Origin of the sequence: Pseudomonas sp. TH39(2020), from assembly GCF_016650715.1 — a bacterium.
GTDB lineage: Bacteria > Pseudomonadota > Gammaproteobacteria > Pseudomonadales > Pseudomonadaceae > Aquipseudomonas > Aquipseudomonas mandelii_C.
Map to the genome: position 1 here is coordinate 1,566,142 of NZ_JAEKFF010000006.1, position 19,896 is coordinate 1,586,037.

Here is a 19,896-nt window from a genome sequence, read left to right on the forward strand (position 1 = left end):
CTCATACGGTGAACACCGGCACAGGATTGCACCAGCGATCCTTGTATTCACGGTCGGCGCGGCCGAAAGAAAAGCGCAAGGGTTTGTCCAACGCCCGGGCATGCTCCCACGCGCTTTGCGTATTGAGAAAGCTCAGCACGCTGCCCGGGCTGAATTCGCGGGTTTCGGGATCGACGCCGCCATTGATGTACTCGACGCTGATCCACTGCGGTGTCTCGACACGGTAGACCAGTTGAATCGCTATTGGCGCATCGTTGAGGAAAATCACCGAGCCGATCAGCAAATCACGCAGCAACTCGATGACCTCAGCCATGCGCTCGGCCCCCGTCGCCGGGAAGCCCCAGCGACGCTGGAACAGGTCGCAATAGATCGCCGCCAGTTCACTGCTGGAAAACTCCGCGACCGGCCGGACCACTCCGCCCGCTTCCTCCAGCAATCGCAATTCACGGCGCTGGTTGTAGCGAAACTTCTTCGACAGTTCTTCGGGCGTGCGGGCCATCGCCAGCTGTTCAGCCTGCAACTTGATGCCGGTGAAGCGGCCTTCATTCAGCGCCGACAGGTAGCGTCCACGATGACGCAGCGGCGCTTGCGCATCGGCAGCGGCCGGCAGGATGAACTCGGCGTTGCCGAGGTCGAACAGACCTTTTTACCGCAGCGCTTGAGCACATCCTTGGACAAGGCGAGGTCGCGTCCCCAGGTCGGGATCGCGGCTTTGACTTCACCGTTTTGCTCCCAGGCCAGGTAGCGCACAGGAATGTCAGCCAACTGCGCCAGTCGCTCGACCACCATGGGATGAGTGGCGACGCTGCCGCCATAACGTTGCCAGGCCTCGGCATATGTCGAGGCGTCGACTACCGCCCAGCCACGTTCGCGCCAGCCTTGAAATCGATTGAGCATCAGCCCCTCGGCGCCAGTTCGGTAACGTGCGGCAAACGCCAGAAAGCATCGCGCACCGCGCGGTCGGAGAAGCGCTCACGCAAACGATCGAGCATCAACTCAGCACACTGGTGACGTTGTTGCTCGTCCATCGCGGCCAGATGTTGCAGCCCTTGAGCCAAGTGTTCGGCATCGCCCAGCGGGAACAGAATACCGACGCCCTCGACCACTTCCTTCGCCCCGCCACACGCCGTGGCAAGCAACGGCACGCCGGCAGCCATGGCCTCCAGCAGCACCATGCCGAACGGTTCGTGGTCGGAACTCAGGGCAAACACATCGAAGGCACGGAAATAACGTCGGGCTTCAGGCACCTGACCGAGGAACAGCACGCGGTCGCCGATACCCAACTCACGGGCCAGGGCCTTGAGGTCCTGTTCCAGTCGACCGGCACCGAGAATCACCAATTGACTGCTGGCCGGCAAACCCGACAACGCCGCAGCAAAACCGTGCAGCAGCGTGGTTTGATCCTTGTCCGGATGCAGCCGCCCGACGTTGCCGACAACCCAGGCGTCCGGCGCCAGGCCGAGGGTTTCCCTGGCCTCGCGAACTGATACCTGACTGTCCTGCAAGGTCTGCACATCGATACGGTTATAGAGCGTCTGAATCCGCGCCGCCGGCCACTTCGGCAGGCAATGACGCATGTCGTCGCGCACGGCATCGGAAACCCCGAGCAGGCTCAGGCGCTTGCGGAAAATATTCGCGAAGAGTTTGCGCGTGCCGCGTTTGTAATCGTCAAACGCGTGATGCACGCCAATCACCGGCAACGACGTGCCGAGCAAGGCGATATAAATAGGTTTGAAACGGTGAGCGATGCAAAAACTGAAATTGCGCGAGGCGGCGATCTTGCGCAGATCGCCGATGGCGCCCAGCTTCAGGCCACGAATGGCCTTGGAGCTGTATTCCATGAACAGCACTTCATCGGAAGCACAGCCCGCGGCGACTTCGGCATCGGCAGCCCCGGTCAGAAACACCGTGGTCACTCGATAACCGGTCCCCGCGAACAGGCTGGCGTACTGCCGGGCGCAGTCCAGAAACGGCCCGTCATAGCCGTGACAGAACTGCAACACATGGCGTTCAGCCGAGCGTGTCATATGCGTCCGCGCCCTCTTTGACCACCAGGATGTCTTCCATGATCAGATACTGTAGATCGGAACCGAAGAACATGTTCAGGGCATCCGTCGGCGAGCAGATCATCGGTTCGCCACGACGGTTGAGCGAGGTGTTCAGCGACACGCCGTTACCGGTCAGCACTTCCAGCGCCTTCATCATGTCGTAGTAGCGCGGGTTGTATTCGCGCTTGAGCACCTGGGCCCGGGACGTACCGTCTTCGTGGACGACTTCCGGCACGCGGGTCTTCCATTCTTCCGCCACTTCAAAGGTGAAGGTCATGAACGGCGCCGGGTGATCGACCTTGATCATCTGCGGTGCAACGGTGTCGAGCATCGACGGGCAGAAAGGCCTCCAGCGCTCGCGGAACTTGATCTGGTGGTTGATGCGGTCAGCCACGCCAGTCGCACTCGGGCAACCAATGATCGAACGACCGCCCAAGGCGCGCGGACCGAATTCCATGCGGCCCTGGAACCAGGCGACCGGGTTGCCATCGACCATGATCTTGGCGATGTTTTCCGGCATGTTCTCAAGCTTGCGCCATACCGGCTTGCTCGGGTGACGGGCGCATGCAGCGAGGACGTCTTCGTTGGTGTACGACGGGCCAAGGTAGACGTGTTCCATCTTCTCGACCGGCACACCACGGGCGTGGGACACATAGGCCGCCGCGCCGACTGCGGTGCCGGCATCGCCGGACGCAGGCTGCACGAACAGTTCTTTAACGTCATCGCGGGCGATGATTTTCTGGTTCAGCTTGACGTTCAACGCACAGCCACCGGCGAAGGCCAGCTTGCCGGTTTCCTTGAGCACGTCGCCCAGGTAGTGGTCGATCATCTGCAGCGAGATTTTTTCGAACAGCGCTTGCATGCTCGCGGCGTAATGGATGTACGGCTCGTCGGCGATGTCGCCTTCGCGCTTGGGACCCAGCCACTCGATCAGCTTCGGCGAGAAGTAGAAACCTTTGCCCTTCTCTTTATAACGACGCAGGCCGATGACGTTGGCGTAGTCGGTGTTGATCACCAGCTCGCCGTTCTCGAACGAAGCCAGGCGCGAGAAATCGTATTTGCTGGCATCGCCATACGGCGCCATGCCCATGACCTTGAACTCACCGTCGAGCATCTCGAAACCGAGGAACTCGGTGATCGCGCCGTACAGGCCGCCGAGGGAGTCCGGATCGAAGAATTCCTTGATCTTGTGGATCTTGCCGTTTTCGCCGTAACCGAAAAAGGTCGTGGCGTACTCACCCTTGCCGTCGATCCCCAGGATCGCGGTTTTCTCTTTGAAACCGGAGCAGTGGTAAGCGCTGGAGGCGTGAGCCAGGTGATGCTCGACCGGCTCGATCTTGATTTTCTTCGGATCGAAACCCAATTGCTCGAGGCACCAGACAATCTTGTTGCGATAGCGCTTGTACCGACGGTTACCCATCAGGATCGCGTCGAGCGCGCGGTCCGGGGCGTACCAGTAACGCTTGGCGTAATGCCAGCGAGCCTTGCCGAACAGGCTGATCGGCGCGAACGGAATCGCTACCACATCAACGTCGGACGGCTTGATGCCAGCCTGTTCGAGGCAAAACTTCGCCGACTCGTAAGGCATGCGGTTCTTTGCATGTTTATCGCGCACAAAGCGCTCTTCCTCAGCCGCCGCGACCAGCTTGCCGTCGATGTACAAAGCTGCGGAAGGATCATGGCTAAGGGCGCCGGACAGGCCAAGAATCGTCAATGCCACAGGGGTCTAGCCTCTTTAGTCTGCATGCAGGCGCAAGGCGCCTCAAAGATTAATGTGCCCTCGCAAAGGGCGAGTGGCAGCTAAAGGGCGGGATTATAGCGTAAACATGGCGGGAATGACCCAGCGCATATTACCCCCGTAAAGATGATCCGGGCGAAAGCAGGCGGCACTGCTCATCCGCGGCCTGACCTCCAGTAAATACTGAGATTGCCGTCGGTAGCTTGGCGGTAAACCGTATAGGGCAGGAGGACGGTATCGAAAACACCCGACAGGGTGAAATCCACCAATACGAACGGTAAAAGAATACCCGTGGGATCAGGCGCTGCGTTCAATACGCAAAAGTCGTAGGCCAGGCCGCTGTAGATGCGCGGGATGGACTGGCAGTAGGTCTTTTGCTTTCTAAGGCTACGAGCTGCATCTTCGTCATCCTGCAGCACCGTAACAGCGGTCCCGCAGCCTGATAAAACCAGTGCACAAGCGCTCAGTAACACCGTCATTTTTATCGTCAAAATCTGCCCTCCGTGAACGTCAGGCAAACTAGCATCGCGGCTATTCAGGGCACAGTTCACGGGTTCTGTAGATCATGTAGGACGTTTCATAAAAACCTGTCCCTTAATCTCGAGTGGCTGTTCTGGCCCCATCGCGAGCAGGCTCGCTCCCACAGGGGATCTTCGGCGTGACATAAATCCAGTGTGGGAGCGAGCCTGCTCGCGATGGGGATTCAGGCAGCGCTAGAGATATCTTTGGGAAGACGCTGATCAATGACCCGATACAGCGCACTGCTCTCAGGCCAGTTACGCATGAACCTTGCCCGATCCCGCGCGTAGGCCCGGGCGAAGCTGCTGAGCGAGGCGTGCTGACACATCGAATCCAGATCAATCAGCGCCCAGCGATCGTGCTGCCAGAACAGGTTATGCCCCTTGAAATCCCCGTGACTGATCCGCTCGCCAATCAGCTCGGCAAACAAATGATCCAGCGCCAGCAATTCGGCTTCCGGAGCCTCACCGCTTTCGAGATAAGGTGCAAACCGCTCGATGATGTCCGGCCCCGGCAAATACTCGGTCACCAGATAAGCCCGACTGCGCAACCAGAAAAAACGCTTCTCCAGCAACGCCAACGGTTTGGGCGTGGCAATACCGAGAAATGCCAGCCGATTGCCTTCGCGCCAGGAGTGCCAGGCACGGCTCGGGCGCCAGAAGCGTTTGAGCCAGTGGGCAAAACCTTTGATGTTGTAGCGCTTGATCACCAGCGTACGACCGGCCACCTCGACCTTGCCGACGCTCGCCGCGCCGCCGGTCTTGTACAGATGGCCCTGATCGAGCAGCGCATCGGCCTGCGCCAGCACCGGCAGCATCGCCGCCTCTTCCTCGCGGCGAATCGCCCGCAAGCCGAACGCTCCGCGCTGGACACTGAACAGCGTGCATTCGCGGCCGACCTTGACCAGGAAGTCCTTGAGGCGCCAAGTGCGCACCTTGCTGATCTGCTTCTGCAACGCTTCCATCGGCAAGGCATGCTCGCCGTTGCTCAACAGGTAATACACCAGCAACTCTTCGGTGTAGGGCTCCAGCGACTTGGGCAACTGGGCGAAAAACACCCCGAGGTTTTCCAGGACTTTCTGCCGCGAGAGCGGTTGGCCAGGGGTTTCGGAGCAGACGCCGCCGCCATCGATCAAATACAACCGACCGCGCTGGCGCAAGAGGTTGTCCAGGTGCAGGTCTTCCTGCCAGAGCCCCTTGCGATGCATTTGGCCGATAGCGCCCAACGCCTCGGCCAGCACAGCCCCTTGCATATCCGCCAGCACCGGCAAATGCTCGACCTGTTTCCAGGTTTCACCGAGGCTTTCGGCGCCCTCGATGAACTCGAACAGCAGCCAGCCGCCCTCGCCGTCCTTCAGGCCATCAGCCAGCAGCAACGGCGTGGTCAACCCCTGAGCCGCCAGCAACCGCACGCCGTCCAGTTCACGCTGAAAATGCCGCGCCGCTTTGCTGCCGACCAACAACTTGGCCAGCACCGGCCGCCCACGCCAGACGCCGGCACCGACATAACGCTGCCCCGGCAATACCCGCAACAGACTCAGCAACTGCAGCTCGGCAGGGCCGGCGGCATCGGCCAGTGGAATATTCAGCGGCAGGCTCGGGCTGCGGCCAGCGTTTTTCAGCTCGGACAAACGCATCAGCGCGCCTCCTTATGACTGCGCCGCGCGGTCAGTCGCGCAAGCCAGCTGTCGATCAGCGAACTGTCTTGCGATTGTTCCAGATAGGCAGCCAGCAGCTCGCGCAACTGCGCTTCGCTCCACTCAGGCGCCCGACGCAGCAACGGTTCCAGGTCTTTGGCCCGATCACGCAGACCAAACAGCAACGGCCGGGTCTTTTCCAGGTCGATCAGCTGGGCCAGGTAACCGTCGCCGGTGGCCTGGAGAAAAATGTGCTTGGGGTAGAAGCAACCGTGAACCTGACGCGCGCCGTGCAGGCGCCGGGCCAGTTGCCCACAGGCCTTCAGAATGGCCGAATGCTGCGCCGAACTCAGGTCCGACCAGCGCTGCAACAGAGAATCCAGGTCATCCCAACCATCCAGGGCACGGGTCAGCAGAATCGCCCGGACTTCGCCGTTGACCTTGCGCTCACCGAAAAATGCCGCCTTCAGCGCTGGAATACCGAACTTTTCATAGCGACTGATATTGCGAAATTCACGGGCAAAACTCGGCTCGCCAAAGGGCGCATGCAAGGTGCGCATCTGGTAGTTGCTCTGGCGCTTGAGGTAGTAGCCATGACCTTCCAGATCCAGCCGAAACACGCTGCTCCAGCCACCGCGAGCGATGTTGGGCTCGTCCACCGCTTCGAGCTGCTTGGCCCAGAGTGCGTCGAAGGTGCCGAGGCCGTGTCGCTCAAGCAGCGCACGGTCTTCAGCCGCCAGAAAATCAGTCATTCGCGTCCCTCAAAAAATCTCACCACGTGCCGGATCCGTTTTTTGTCGGCGGCATTCAGCCGATCACACTGGCGGTATTGCAGGTAAAAGCGCAGGCGCTGGGTAGCCGACAAGTGATACTTGGCGACCTTGTCCAGACACGCCAGGTCCTTGGTGATCCGGTACTTGAGCCAAAAGCCACGCCAGAAATCGCCATTGGGGCAGTCGATCAAAAACAGTCGGGACTCATCGTTGATCAGCAGGTTGCGCCACTTCAAATCGTTATGGGTGAAGCGGTGGTCGTGCATGGTCCGGGTGTAAACCGCCAGCTGCCGGCTGACGTTGTCGACCCAGGCGCGGTCCGCCAGTTTAGGATCATGCCGCTCGGCCAGGGCCGACAAATCTTCAGTGTGCGGCAGCTCACGGGTGATCATTGCCCCGCGATCGTACGCCGCACCGCGACGCTCCAGGCCCCAGGCCACCACTTCGGCGGTAGGAATGCCCCACTTGGCGAAGCGCTTGAGATTCTGCCACTCGGCTTTCACCCGAGGCTTGCCCAGGTAACGGCGCAGACCTTTGCCCGCACCCACGTAGCGTTTGACGTAATAGTTGACGCCATTGCGCTGGACGCGAATGACCTCGGACAACAGGTCGCGCGTCAGGCGCTCACCCTGAAGCGCAAACACAGCCTCAAGACTGCCGAAATCTTCTGCCAGATCGCTGTACCCAGGCTCCAGTTTCCAACCCGCCATCAGAGCGCATCCCCGTATCGCTGTTTACGGTCGTAGAGTTTGTTGGCCTTGCCTTCGAGCCAGGCGAGCAACCCGGCTTCTTCACCCAGAATCTGGCGCAGGGGCTGCTGGAAATAGCCCTTGAGGAAACGCAATTTGTCGCGACGGGTCAGGCCAATGTCCAGCGCCGAAAAATACAGCGCCGCCAGGTCCTTGTTGCGCCAGCGTTGGGTAATCGTCGGACGGGTCTGGGCGCGGTGCAGGTCGATCACCGAGAGCCTGAAATCGTCGGCCGTCACCGGCTTGTCGGTGTGCAACAGAAAGTGGCAGATGTAGCAGTCGCGATGGTTGACCCCGGCGCGGTGCATCATGCCGGTCATGCGCGCGACTTCGGCGATCAGCGCACGCTTGAGTTTGGGCTCTGGCGGCTGCTTGACCCAGTCGATGCTGAAGTCTTCAAGGCTGACAGTGGGCGCCAGCTCTTCGGTGACGATGAACGAATGCTGGTCCGCCGGGTTGCTGCCCTTCTCGCCATAAGCCACGGCGGTCATGGTCGGCACGCCGACTTCTTGCAGGCGCTGGATGGCCTTCCATTCCTGGCCGGCACCGAGCACCGGCAACTTGGCAGTGAGCAGGTTCTTGAAGATCTCGCCCCAGCCAATGCCACGGTGGATCTTCACGAAAAAGCCATTGCCATTGACTTCGGTACGCAGGGTCCGACGCGCTTCAAGTTCGCGGTATACCTCGCCCTGGAGGCCCTCGACTTCAGCGAACGGATCGCGTCCGGCCCAGAGGCTCTTGAACGGTTCAGCCAGCATCAACTTCATTAAGCGTGCTCCGCCAGAATCACATCGGCCGCGTGCTGCGGCATGCTGTAGAGGTCGGCCGTCTCGGCGAAGGCCAGACCATTGCGGCTCCAGGCCGCCCGTGCTTGAGCGTCGTTCAACATACCGGTCAGGTACTGAGTCAGCTGCGCCTGATCGAAAGGCTCGTCCAGCACCAGACCGGCGTCGGCCTCGGCGATGTAATGGGCGTAACCACACACCGCACTCACCAGCACCGGCAACCCGGCCACCAGGGCTTCGAGCAACACAGTCCCGGTGTTTTCGTTGTACGCCGGGTGAATCAACAGATCGGCGCCAAGCAGAAAACGCGGGATGTCGCTGCGGCCTTTAAGGAACGTCACGTTATCGCCGAGCCCCAGTGTGGCGCTCTGCATCTGGAATAATTTGGGGTCGTCCTGGCCAATTACAAACAGCCGGGTGCGTTTCTTCAGATCGGCGGGCAATGCGGCCAGCGCCTTGAGGCTGCGATCCACGCCCTTGGTCTTGAACCCGGAGCCGATTTGCACCAGCAGCAGCTCATCGTCTTTCAGGTTGAATTCACGACGAAACTCGGCACGGATCTCAGCGGCATTGGCCGGCGCACGACGGTCCTGAGATATACCCGGCGGCAGCAAATGGAAGCGCGCAAGCGGCGTGTCGTAATGCTTGATGAACAGCGGCTGCTGGACCTCGGAAATCATCAGCACTTCGGTTTTGGCATCCTTGGCGAACACCGCGCGCTCGTACTCGGCGAAGTGCCGGTAGCGGCCCCAGCGACGGTACAGCGAGTTACGCAGGTTTTGCGCCTTGTCTTCGAAGCAGCCGTCGGCGGCGTAGTAGACGTCCAGACCCGGCATTTTGTTGAAACCGATCAAACGGTCCACTGGACGCTTGGCCAGATCCGCTTCCATCCATTCGCTGAGCTTCTCGTTGCGTCGATGATTGAAGAACGCCTTGACCGGCGCCACCAACACTTCGAAGCCCGGTGGAATGTCGCCTTCCCAGATCAGCGTGTAGACCCGAATCTGATGGCCGCGCTTCTGACATTCCAGGGCGATGCGCATGAAATCGCGCTGCAAGCCCCCGAATGGAAAGTACTTGTACAAGACGAATGCCAATTGCATCAGCGCAGCTCCTCAGCCAGTAACAACGTGCTCAGTCGGGTCGCGACACGCTCGGGATTCAGACGCGTGAAGCACAAGGGCCACTCGCGTTTAAGGTCAAACTGACGGGCATCTTCGGCCGTCGGTTGATACGTACACTTCTTTTGCATACACGGCGCACAGGGGAAATCGCTGGCGATGTGAATCTGCGCTTTGCCGTAGGCACCGGTCAGACCCGGGTTGGTCGGGCCGAACAGCGACAACGTCGGCACGTCCAGCGCCGCGGCGAGGTGACCGAGCCCGGTGTCCACCGCCACGCAGGCTTGCGCGCCGGCCAGCACTTTGCCGACACCGGCCAGATTCAGCTTGGGCAGCACTTCGACGTGCCTCATGTCTTTGGCGATGCGCTCGGCCCGGGCTTTTTCGATCGGATTACCCCATGGCAGCTTCACCGCGACACCGAGATAACCGACGCGCTCGGTCAACTCTCGCCAGTAGGCTTCAGGCCAGTGCTTGGTGTCCCACGTGGTGCCGTGCAGGAACACCACATAAGGATTCTTGCGCGGCAATTCCACCAGTCGTTCGACGTTCAGGCCGTAATCGCCCAAACCTTTTGGCAGGTCGTAACCCAGGGCCACGGCAAATAGCTGACGCACTCGTTCCACCGCGTGTTGCCCACGGGCCACGGCCAGACGCCGGGAATAGAAGCGTGCGGCAATCGGCTCGCGGGCCGAGTTTTTATCCAGCCCGGCCACCGGGGCTTTGGCGTATCGGGTCAGCAACGCACTTTTCAGCAGGCCCTGGGCATCGATCACCAGATCATATTTGTTGGCGCGAACGCTTTGCTTGAAGCGCTTCCACTCGCCACTCTTGATGGTCTGCCAGATGTTTTTGCGCCAGCGACGGATCGCCACCGGAATCACCTTGCCCACGGCCGGGTGCCAGGTCGGGATTTCGGCGAAGCCTTCTTCCACCACCCAGTCGAACTGGATGCCGGGGATCGCCCGTGCCGCGTCGGTCAGCGCCGGCAACGCGTGAATCACGTCGCCCAGCGAAGAAGTCTTGATCAGCAGTACCCGCAAACTATTTGACCTCGACCACAGTGCCCTGCAAACGCTGCAAGGCTTCGTTCACCGCTTGCGGCATGAGCTGGCGCAGGCAGTTGTAATGACCGAAGCGGCATGTGCGATCGAAGCAGGGGCTGCATTCGATGCCCAGGCGCACGATCTCGACGTGCTCGGCCAGTGGCGGCGTGAAACCCGGCGACGTCGAGCCGTAGACGGCCACCAACGGGCGATTCAACGCAGCGGCGACGTGCATCAGGCCGGAGTCGTTGGACACCACCGCGTCGGCGCAGGACATCAGGTCGATGGCTTCGGCCAGGGAGGTGCCGCCACTGAGGTTCACCGACTCTTCACGCAGACCGGGAATCAGCCGCGAGCGGATGTCTTCGCCGACGGCGTGATCGTTTTTCGAACCGAACAGCCAGACTTGCCAGCCTTCGCGGATCTTCGCCTCGGCAACCTTGGCATAGTGCTCGGACGGCCAGCGCTTGGACTCGCCAAACTCGGCACCGGGGCACAGCACCAACACCGGGCGATCGAGGGCCAGGCCGAACTTGGCCATTGCCGCTTCGCGAGTGACCGGGTCAATCTGCAGGCTCGGCCGTGGATAAGGTGTCGGCAGCTCGGCGCCCGGCTCGTAAGCCAGGGCCATGAAGCGTTCGATCATCAGCGGGTAACGTTCTTTATCTAGCGTGCGCACGTCATTGAGCAGGCCGTAGCGGAATTCGCCACGCCAGCCGGTACGTTTCGGAATGCCGGCGAAGAACGGCACCAATGCCGACTTCAGGGAATTGGGCAGCAGGATCGCCTGGTCGTATTGGCCGGCCAGGGATTTGCCGATGCGCCGACGCGTCGCCAGCTCCAAAACACCGTGACCGAGCGGAAAGCTCAAGGCCTGGCGTACTTCGGGCATGCGCTCAAGAATCGGCCGGCTCCACTCGGGAGCCAGCACGTCGATTTCGCATTGCGGGTGGCGCTGCTTGAGACACTGAAACAGTGTCTGCGCCATCACCATGTCACCGACCCAACTGGGCCCAACGATCAGAATTTTCATGTGGTTTCCATAAACGAGCCGGGGAGGCATACGCCTCCCCGCCTCGAGAATTCTACAAATCACTGCAGATCTACTGTGGGAGCGAGCCTGCTCGCGAAGGCGGCGTGACAGTCAGCATACAGGCTGGATGTGACGGCCTCATCGCGAGCAGGCTCGCTCCCACAGGGTTTGTGCGGCATGCCTTAAATCTACAATCACCGCCAATCTACTGTAGGAGCAAGCCTGCTCGCGAAGGGGCCGTCACACTCAACATCAATGCCGACTGACACTCCGCTTTCGCGAGCAGGCTCGCTCCCACATTTGAATCTATTCGCATGAACAATCGTGTTTCAGCTTAGCCCCAGCTCGCGCCAGATCCGCACTACCTGCCGCCGTTCGTCCACAAACTGGTCGCCCGGTATCACCCCGGCGTCCTTCTGCAAGGCCTGCCGGTGAGCGGCGGAACGGTAGGCTTTATAGGCCTCGCGCAACAGGCTGGCGTCTTCGGCGGGCATCAGCCCTTCCTCCTCCAGCCCTTCCAGAATGCGGATATTGTCAGTCCAGCGCAGCAATGACGGGTGCGATTCGGACCACGCCAGGGCCGCGTATTGCACCATAAATTCAATATCGACGATACCTCCGGCGTCCTGCTTGAGATCGAACGGCGCCGTGGCCTCAAAGGCATTTGCTCCGGTGCCGGCCGCAGTGCTCTTGCTGCCAAGGTTATCGCGCATTTTGGCGCGCATCTCGCTGACCTCCTGGCGCAAGGTCGCCAGGTCCCGCGACTTGCCCAATACCGCCGCGCGGACTTTCTCGAAAGCCTGCCCAACATCCCGACTGCCCACCAACACCCGCGCCCGCACCAACGCCTGATGCTCCCACGTCCAGGCTTCGTTTTCCTGATACCGGGCAAATGCCCCCACCGAACTCACCAGCAACCCCGACGCACCGGAAGGTCGCAGGCGCATATCGACTTCATACAGCTGACCGGAGTTGGTCTGGGTCGTAATCAAGTGAATGATCCGCTGCCCTAGCCGAGTAAAAAATTGCGCGCCGTCGATAGGCTTCGGCCCATCGGTTTCCGCCTGCGGGTCGCCATCGTGGATGAACACCAGGTCCAGGTCCGAACCATGCCCCAGTTCCAGACCGCCGACTTTCCCGTAACCGACAATGATGAAGCCGGGATCGCACAAGGTGCCGTCGGTACGCAGCGGCGTACCGTATTTGGCCACGGTCTGGCGCCAGGCCAGGGCCAGCACTTGCTCCAGGATCGCTTCGGCGAGCCAGGTCAGGTAATCACTGACCTTCATCAACGGCAGGCTGCCGGCAATTTCCGAAGCGGCAACGCGCAAGCGGTGCGCCAGTTTGAAATGTCGCAGGGCTTCCATTTGCTGTTCGAGGTCGTCTTCGGGAATCCGCGTCAAACGCTCGCGCAACTCGGCAGCCAGTTCCGGCGCCAGCGGCGGCTTGAACAACCGACCTTCGTTGAGCAATTCGTCGAGCAGCAGCGGGAAGCGAGTGATCTGTTCAGCGATCCACGGACTCGCGGCGCACAGGGTCAACAAGCGTCGCAGCGCGCCAGGGTTTTCAGTCAGCAACACCAGATACGCAGAACGACGGGCCACAGCCTCCACCAGTGGCAAAACCCTTTCCAGCACCAAATCCGGATTGGCGTGCTCCACGGCCTGAGCCAGTAACCGCGGAATAAAGGCATCGAGGCGCTCGCGACCCAAGCGCTGCATCGCCCGCAACTGCGGGCTGCTGCGCAAACCGGCCAACGCTTTCAGGGCTTTGGTGGCATCAGCGAAACCGCCCTCCTCCAACTGACGGCAAGCGGCCTCTTCATCCTGCGCCTCTTCCCACAGCGGCAGCCATTCTCCGCCGACCACCACTTCGCTTTCGGTGCCTTCCTCTTCGTCGGGATCGGCGATCACCTGACCAAAGTGCCAGGCCACGCGACCGCGCCAATACATCAGCTGCTCATGGAAAGCCTCCCAGTCGGCGAAGCCCAACATAAAGGCGATGCGCGCCTGATCCTGAGCGCCGTCCGGCAGCATCTGGGTCTGGCGGTCGGCAATCGCCTGGATCGCGTGCTCGGTGTACCGCAGGAATTCGTAGCCTTCGCGCAGTTCGCTGATCACCGCCGGCGGCAGGTAACCCTGACCTTCCAGCGTGCTCAGTACTTTTAATAGAGGACGTTGCTGCAAGCTCAGGTCGCGGCCGCCGTGGATCAGCTGAAATGCCTGGGCGATAAACTCGACTTCACGAATGCCACCGGAGCCGAGTTTGATGTTGTCGGCCATGCCCTTGCGCCGGACTTCCTGCTGAATCAGCTGCTTCATGGTGCGCAGCGCTTCGATCGCCGAGAAGTCGAGGTAACGCCGGTAAACGAACGGCCGCAGCATCTCTTGCAATTGCGCACCGGCCACTTGATCGCCGGCCACCACCCGCGACTTGATCATCGCGTAGCGCTCCCAGTCGCGTCCCTGGTCCTGGTAATACTGCTCCAGCGCGTTGAAGCTCAGCACCAATGCGCCGGCCGAACCGTAAGGCCGCAGGCGCATGTCGACGCGGAATACAAAACCGTCGACGGTCATCGGGTCCAGGGCCTTGATCAGGCGCTGGCCGAGACGGATGAAAAACTCCTGGTTATCCAGCGAGCGTTTGACGCCGACGGTTTCGCCACCTTCGGGATAGGCGAAGATCAGGTCGATATCCGACGACAGGTTGAGCTCCACCGCACCGAGCTTGCCCATGCCGAGAATGACCATTTGCTGCGGCTCGCCACTGCGCCGGCCCGTCGGCACGCCGAACTGCTGACAATGCCGCGAGTACAACCACTGATAGGCCTGATCGATGCTGGCATCGGCCATGTCCGAGAGGTCGCGGCAGGTCTGGATCAGATCGCACTGACGCGTCAGGTCACGCCAGATGATCCGCACTTGATGGCGATTACGCTGGCGACGCAGGGCGCGACCGAGCTCATCGTCGGTTTCCGCTGCACTCACCGCTGCCGCAATCTGTGCGCACAGCTCGCCGGGCGCAAAACTTCGGTCCAGCTCACCGGACTGCACCAGCTCCAGCAACATCAATGGGTCACGGACACTTTGTTCAATCACGAAATCGCTGGCAGCGGTGACGCGGGCAAATTGTGCCCAGCGTTCTGGCGTCCAGCCGGCCAGGCCATGGTCGTCGGGAAGCACCGCAACGGCCGCACGGAACGACTGCTCGGCGCGGGTGACAAACGGCAGGAGGATGCCAGGCAGTTCGGCAAGCGAAGGGAGGCTCATGGTCTATCCTTGATCGGCGTGTAGGGGGCTGCATGTAGTGATTCGCGAGAATGCACTACGTGATCGACTGTCGAACAAAGGTTAGAAATAGCTGAAATTTCTTTATTTTTGGCAGACAGCATCAAGCTTTCACCTTTTCTGGTTGGCAAAAGACCAACCTTAACGATTATTCTCACAACGCAGCTGGAGGCCACAAGCCGCTCATCTGTAGTTTTACTACTCGTATATACATTCGAAAGGCTGAAATGCCCGATGATTTGTAGTAAAACTACACGCCGCCGGAACAACCTCTCGGCAATCCAAGAATTTATATCGTCTGCCCACAAGGCCAGTCGCAAACTCAGGCAACCGATTCTGGAAGCCTTTCCGCCCTGGAGCAAGCCATGCAAGACCTCGATCCCGTCGAAACCCAGGAATGGCTGGACGCCCTGGAATCGGTTCTCGACAAAGAAGGCGAAGACCGCGCTCACTATCTGATGACCCGTATGGGCGAACTCGCAACCCGTAGCGGTTCGCAATTGCCTTACGCCATCACCACGCCATACCGCAACACCATTCCCGTTACCCACGAAGCACGCATGCCTGGCGACCTGTTCATGGAACGCCGCATTCGCTCGTTGGTACGCTGGAACGCGATGGCCATGGTGATGCGTACGAACCTGAAAGATTCTGACCTGGGCGGTCACATCTCCAGCTTCGCCTCCAGCGCAACCTTGTACGACATCGGCTTCAACTATTTCTTCCAGGCCCCGACCGACGAACACGGCGGCGACCTGATCTACTTCCAGGGTCACACCTCGCCAGGCGTTTACGCCCGTGCGTTCATGGAAGGCCGCATCACCGAAGACCAGATGAACAACTTCCGTCAGGAAGTGGACGGTCAGGGCCTGTCGTCCTACCCGCACCCGTGGCTGATGCCTGACTTCTGGCAGTTCCCGACTGTATCCATGGGTCTGGGCCCGATCCAGGCGATCTACCAGGCACGCTTCATGAAGTACCTGGAAGCCCGTGGTTTCATCCCTGAAGGCAAGCAAAAAGTCTGGTGCTTCCTGGGTGACGGCGAGTGCGACGAGCCAGAATCCCTGGGCGCGATCTCGCTGGCTGGCCGCGAGAAGCTCGACAACCTGATCTTCGTTATTAACTGCAACCTGCAGCGCCTTGATGGCCCGGTTCGCGGCAACGGCAAGATCATCCAGGAACTCGAAGGCGTGTTCCGCGGTGCTCAGTGGAACGTGACCAAAGTCATCTGGGGCCGTTTCTGGGACCCACTGCTGGCCAAAGACGTCGACGGTATCCTGCAACGTCGTATGGACGAAGTCATCGACGGCGAGTACCAGAACTACAAAGCCAAAGACGGCGCGTTCGTGCGTGAACACTTCTTCAACTCGCCAGAACTCAAGGCGATGGTTGAAGACTTGTCCGACGACGAGATCTGGAAACTCAACCGTGGCGGCCACGACCCGTACAAGGTCTACGCGGCGTACCACGAAGCGGTCAACCACAAAGAACAACCGACCGTCATCCTGGCCAAGACCATCAAAGGTTATGGCACCGGTGCCGGCGAAGCGAAGAACACCGCGCACAACACCAAGAAAGTGGATGTTGAAAGCCTGAAGCTGTTCCGCGATCGTTTCGACATCCCGGTCAAAGACGAAGAGCTGGAAAACCTGCCGTTCTTCAAGCCAGAGCCAAACAGCGCCGAAGCCCGCTACCTGAGCGAGCGCCGCACTGCACTGGGCGGTTTCGTGCCACAGCGCCGTGCCAAAAGCTTCAACATCCCGACGCCACCGCTGGATACCCTCAAGGCAATCCTGGACGGCTCGGGCGACCGTGAAATTTCCACCACCATGGCGTTCGTGCGGATCCTCGCGCAACTGGTCAAGGACAAGGAAATCGGCTCGCGCATCGTTCCGATCATCCCGGACGAAGCCCGTACCTTCGGTATGGAAGGCATGTTCCGCCAGTTGGGCATCTACTCGTCCGTCGGCCAGCTCTACGAGCCAGTCGATAAAGACCAGGTGATGTTCTACAAGGAAGACAAGAAAGGCCAGATCCTCGAAGAAGGCATCAACGAAGCGGGCGCCATGAGCTCCTTCATCGCTGCCGGTACTTCGTACTCCAGCCACAACCAGCCAATGCTGCCGTTCTACATCTTCTATTCGATGTTCGGCTTCCAGCGTATCGGCGACCTCGCCTGGGCCGCTGGCGACAGCCGTACCCGTGGCTTCCTGATCGGCGGCACCGCCGGCCGGACCACGCTGAACGGCGAAGGCCTGCAACACGAAGACGGTCACAGCCACATCCTGGCTGGCACCATCCCGAACTGCCGCACCTTTGATCCAACCTACGGCTACGAGCTGGCGGTGATCATCCAGGACGGCATGAAGAAGATGACCGAAGAGCAGCAGGACATCTTCTATTACATCACCGTGATGAACGAGTCCTACCAGCAGCCAGCCATGCCGGCCGGTGTCGAGGAAGGCATCGTCAAGGGCATGTACCTGCTCGAGGAAGACACCCGCGAAGCGGCGCACCACGTTCAGCTGATGGGCTCCGGCACCATCCTGCGCGAAGTTCGCGAAGCGGCGAAAATCCTGCGTGAACAGTTCAACGTCGGCGCTGACGTGTGGAGCGTTACCAGCTTCAACGAACTGCGTCGCGACGGCCTGGCCGTAGAGCGCAGCAACCGTCTGCACCCGGGCCAGAAGCCTAAACTGAGCTATGTCGAAGAGTGCCTGAACGGCCGTCAAGGTCCGGTCATCGCGTCTACCGACTACATGAAGCTGTTCGCTGAGCAAATTCGTCAGTGGGTCCCGTCCAAGGAATTCAAAGTCCTGGGCACCGACGGTTTCGGCCGCAGTGACAGCCGCAAGAAGCTGCGTCACTTCTTCGAAGTCGACCGTCATTTCGTGGTGTTGGCAGCCCTGGAAGCCTTGGCTGACCGTGGTGATATCGAACCTAAAGTGGTGGCTGAAGCCATCGCCAAGTTCGGGATCAACCCGGAAAAACGCAACCCACTGGACTGCTGAGGAGACACTCTGTGAGCGAACTCATTCGCGTACCTGACATCGGCAGCGGTGAAGGTGAAGTAATCGAACTATTTGTGAAGGTCGGCGACCGTGTGGAAGCCGACCAGAGCATCCTGACGCTTGAGTCGGACAAGGCGAGCATGGAAATTCCTGCGCCCAAGGCCGGCATCGTCAAAAGCATTAAAGTGAAGCTGGGCGATCGCCTGAAAGAAGGCGACGAACTGCTGGAGCTGGAAGTCGAAGGTGCCGCTGCGGCTGCCCCTGCGGCTGCCGCTGCGCAGGCGCCAAAGGCTGAAGCGAAACCGGCTGCTGCTCCTGCTCCGGCAGCAGCTGCACCGGCCGCAGCTCCAGCTGCCGCCAGCGTCCAGCAAGTGCACGTGCCGGACATCGGTTCGTCGGGCAAGGCCCAGATCATCGAGATCCAGGTCAAGGTCGGCGACACCGTCGAGGCTGATCAATCGCTGATCACCCTGGAATCCGACAAGGCCAGCATGGAAATCCCATCGCCTGCCGCTGGCGTGGTCAAGAGCATCAGCGTCAAGCTCAACGACGAAGTCGGCACTGGCGACCTGATTCTGGATCTGGAAGTGGCGGGTGCTGCGGCCCCTGCTGCTGCCGCGCCAGCCCAGGCTGCTGCACCTGCTGCCGCTGCTCCAGCACCAGCCGCTGCGGCTCCGGCAGCACCGGTTGCTGACAGCGTTCAGGACATTCACGTCCCGGACATCGGTTCGGCAGGCAAGGCCAAGATCATCGAAGTCCTGGTCAAAGCCGGCGACACCGTTGAAGCCGACCAGTCGCTGATCACCCTGGAATCCGACAAGGCGAGCATGGAAATTCCATCGCCAGCCGCTGGCGTGGTGGAAAGCGTTTCCATCAAGCTGGATGACGAAGTCGGTACTGGCGACCTGATCCTGAAGCTGAAAGTCAAAGGCGCTGCGCCTGCTGCTGCCAAGGCCCCGGCCGCTGCTGCACCAGCACCTGCGGCTGCCAAGGCTGAAGCTGCTCCTGCAGCCGCCGCTCCGGCACCGGCCGCACCGGCTGCTGCACCGGCCAAGCCGGGCGCCAAGGTTCATGCTGGCCCGGCTGTACGCCAACTGGCTCGCGAGTTCGGCGTCGAGCTGAACGCCGTCGGCGCCAGTGGTCCGCACGGTCGCATCCTGAAAGAAGACGTGCAGGTTTACGTCAAAGCCATGATGCAGAAGGCCAAGGAAGCACCGGCCGCTGCTGCTGGCGCAACTGGCGGCGCGGGCATCCCGCCGATTCCGGTTGTGGACTTCAGCCGCTTCGGTGAAACCGAAGAAGTGCCGATGACCCGCCTGATGCAAATCGGCGCGTCGAGTCTGCACCGCAGCTGGTTGAACATTCCGCACGTGACTCAGTTCGATTCTGCTGATATCACCGACCTGGAAGCGTTCCGTATCGCTCAGAAAGCCGTTGCAGAGAAGGCTGGCGTCAAGCTGACCATCCTGCCGCTGCTGCTCAAGTCCTGCGCGCACCTGCTCAAGGAACTGCCGGACTTCAACAGTTCGCTGGCACCCAGCGGCAAGGCGATCATCCGCAAGAAATACGTGAACATCGGCTTCGCCGTCGACACCCCTGAAGGCCTGCTGGTACCGGTCATCAAGAACGTCGACCAGAAGAGCCTGTTGCAACTGGCAGCCGAAGCCGCCGTACTGGCCGCCAAAGCCCGCGACAAAAAGCTCACCGCTGACGACATGCAAGGCGCCTGCTTCACCATTTCCAGCCTCGGCCACATTGGCGGCACCGGCTTCACGCCGATCGTCAACGCGCCGGAAGTGGCGATTCTCGGTGTTTCCAAGGCAACCATTCAGCCAGTCTGGGACGGCAAAGCCTTCCAGCCGAAACTGATGCTGCCACTGTCGCTGTCCTACGATCACCGTGTGATCAACGGCGCCGCTGCTGCACGCTTCACCAAGCGTCTGAGCGATCTGCTGGCGGACATCCGCACCATCCTGCTGTAACACCGATCGGCCCTCCTTCACCGGAGGGCCCGTCGCGTTCCACGTTTTCCGAGCGCCACGCTCGTACCTCAACCCCGCCAGTTTGGCGGGGCTTTTTTTGCCTGGAAGAAAGTCACCCATCGCCCTTTTCCTACATTCTCGGCTTACGTCGCCCACAACCACAGTCCA

Annotated in this window: 13 protein-coding genes and 1 pseudogene; 2 read left to right on the plus strand and 12 right to left on the minus strand. The window is 60.5% G+C overall.

All coding sequences use genetic code 11. The annotated features are described in order from the left end of the window. Position 1 precedes the first annotated feature (1 nt). The 12 genes and pseudogenes from JFU47_RS15005 to glnE form a co-directional block, all read right to left on the minus strand. A pseudogene (locus tag JFU47_RS15005) lies at positions 2-897 on the minus strand (antimicrobial resistance protein Mig-14). Further along, complete coding sequence (locus tag JFU47_RS15010) at positions 897-2,027, minus strand: glycosyltransferase (protein WP_201183872.1); 1,131 nt, start codon at positions 2,025-2,027, stop codon at positions 897-899. The pseudogene JFU47_RS15005 and the gene JFU47_RS15010 overlap by 1 nt, the downstream one beginning before the upstream one ends. Next, positions 2,011-3,768, minus strand: a complete 1,758-nt coding sequence (locus JFU47_RS15015) for a carbamoyltransferase family protein (protein WP_111449307.1) — start codon at positions 3,766-3,768, stop codon at positions 2,011-2,013. The genes JFU47_RS15010 and JFU47_RS15015 overlap by 17 nt, the downstream gene beginning before the upstream one ends. 173 nt (positions 3,769-3,941) lie before the next feature. After that, positions 3,942-4,277, minus strand: a complete 336-nt coding sequence (locus JFU47_RS15020) for a YceK/YidQ family lipoprotein (protein WP_201183875.1) — start codon at positions 4,275-4,277, stop codon at positions 3,942-3,944. A gap of 212 nt (positions 4,278-4,489) precedes the next feature. After that, entirely contained in the window at positions 4,490-5,941 is a 1,452-nt protein-coding gene (locus JFU47_RS15025; RefSeq protein WP_201183878.1) for a lipopolysaccharide kinase InaA family protein, read from the minus strand. After that, positions 5,941-6,693 carry a lipopolysaccharide kinase InaA family protein gene (locus tag JFU47_RS15030; RefSeq protein WP_201183881.1) on the minus strand — a complete coding sequence of 251 codons (753 nt, stop codon included), beginning with the start codon at positions 6,691-6,693 and terminating at the stop codon, positions 5,941-5,943. The genes JFU47_RS15025 and JFU47_RS15030 overlap by 1 nt, the downstream gene beginning before the upstream one ends. Beyond that, the gene (locus JFU47_RS15035; protein ID WP_140677129.1) at positions 6,690-7,424 is read right to left on the minus strand and encodes a lipopolysaccharide kinase InaA family protein; all 735 of its coding nucleotides are present in this window, start codon (positions 7,422-7,424) and stop codon (positions 6,690-6,692) included. The genes JFU47_RS15030 and JFU47_RS15035 overlap by 4 nt, the downstream gene beginning before the upstream one ends. Next, on the minus strand, positions 7,424-8,230 hold the full coding sequence (rfaP, locus tag JFU47_RS15040; RefSeq protein ID WP_123369017.1) for a lipopolysaccharide core heptose(I) kinase RfaP: 807 nt from the start codon (positions 8,228-8,230) through the stop codon (positions 7,424-7,426). The genes JFU47_RS15035 and rfaP overlap by 1 nt, the downstream gene beginning before the upstream one ends. Further along, a complete protein-coding gene (locus JFU47_RS15045; RefSeq protein WP_140677127.1) occupies positions 8,230-9,351 on the minus strand; it encodes a glycosyltransferase family 4 protein in 1,122 nt (373 codons plus the stop codon). The genes rfaP and JFU47_RS15045 overlap by 1 nt, the downstream gene beginning before the upstream one ends. Continuing rightward, complete coding sequence (gene waaC / locus JFU47_RS15050; protein WP_201183884.1) at positions 9,351-10,412, minus strand: lipopolysaccharide heptosyltransferase I; 1,062 nt, start codon at positions 10,410-10,412, stop codon at positions 9,351-9,353. Before waaC ends, JFU47_RS15045 begins: the two co-directional genes overlap by 1 nt. A 1-nt stretch (position 10,413) precedes the next feature. Next, a complete protein-coding gene (waaF, locus tag JFU47_RS15055; RefSeq protein WP_123369014.1) occupies positions 10,414-11,448 on the minus strand; it encodes a lipopolysaccharide heptosyltransferase II in 1,035 nt (344 codons plus the stop codon). A gap of 329 nt (positions 11,449-11,777) precedes the next feature. Further along, entirely contained in the window at positions 11,778-14,717 is a 2,940-nt protein-coding gene (glnE, locus tag JFU47_RS15060) for a bifunctional [glutamate--ammonia ligase]-adenylyl-L-tyrosine phosphorylase/[glutamate--ammonia-ligase] adenylyltransferase (RefSeq protein WP_201183886.1), read from the minus strand. Between the two features lie 383 nt (positions 14,718-15,100). On the opposite strand from glnE, the gene aceE reads away from it, so the two are divergent. After that, positions 15,101-17,746, plus strand: coding sequence for a pyruvate dehydrogenase (acetyl-transferring), homodimeric type (aceE, locus tag JFU47_RS15065; RefSeq protein WP_201183888.1), 2,646 nt, complete (start codon positions 15,101-15,103; stop codon positions 17,744-17,746). A gap of 11 nt (positions 17,747-17,757) precedes the next feature. After that, a complete protein-coding gene (aceF, locus tag JFU47_RS15070; RefSeq protein WP_201183890.1) occupies positions 17,758-19,728 on the plus strand; it encodes a dihydrolipoyllysine-residue acetyltransferase in 1,971 nt (656 codons plus the stop codon). The last annotated feature ends 168 nt before the right edge of the window (positions 19,729-19,896 follow it).

Bases quoted from the DNA above. Each gene is read 5' to 3' on its own strand.
- JFU47_RS15010 (WP_201183872.1), bottom strand. From the start codon at position 2,027: ATGACACGCTCGGCTGAACGCCATGTGTTGCAGTTCTGTCACGGCTAT.
- aceE (WP_201183888.1), top strand. From the start codon at position 15,101: ATGCAAGACCTCGATCCCGTCGAAACCCAGGAATGGCTGGACGCCCTG.
- JFU47_RS15035 (WP_140677129.1), bottom strand. From the start codon at position 7,424: ATGGCGGGTTGGAAACTGGAGCCTGGGTACAGCGATCTGGCAGAAGAT.
- JFU47_RS15030 (WP_201183881.1), bottom strand. From the start codon at position 6,693: ATGACTGATTTTCTGGCGGCTGAAGACCGTGCGCTGCTTGAGCGACAC.
- waaF (WP_123369014.1), bottom strand. From the start codon at position 11,448: ATGAAAATTCTGATCGTTGGGCCCAGTTGGGTCGGTGACATGGTGATG.
- JFU47_RS15045 (WP_140677127.1), bottom strand. From the start codon at position 9,351: ATGCAATTGGCATTCGTCTTGTACAAGTACTTTCCATTCGGGGGCTTG.
- glnE (WP_201183886.1), bottom strand. From the start codon at position 14,717: ATGAGCCTCCCTTCGCTTGCCGAACTGCCTGGCATCCTCCTGCCGTTT.
- JFU47_RS15025 (WP_201183878.1), bottom strand. From the start codon at position 5,941: ATGCGTTTGTCCGAGCTGAAAAACGCTGGCCGCAGCCCGAGCCTGCCG.
- rfaP (WP_123369017.1), bottom strand. From the start codon at position 8,230: ATGAAGTTGATGCTGGCTGAACCGTTCAAGAGCCTCTGGGCCGGACGC.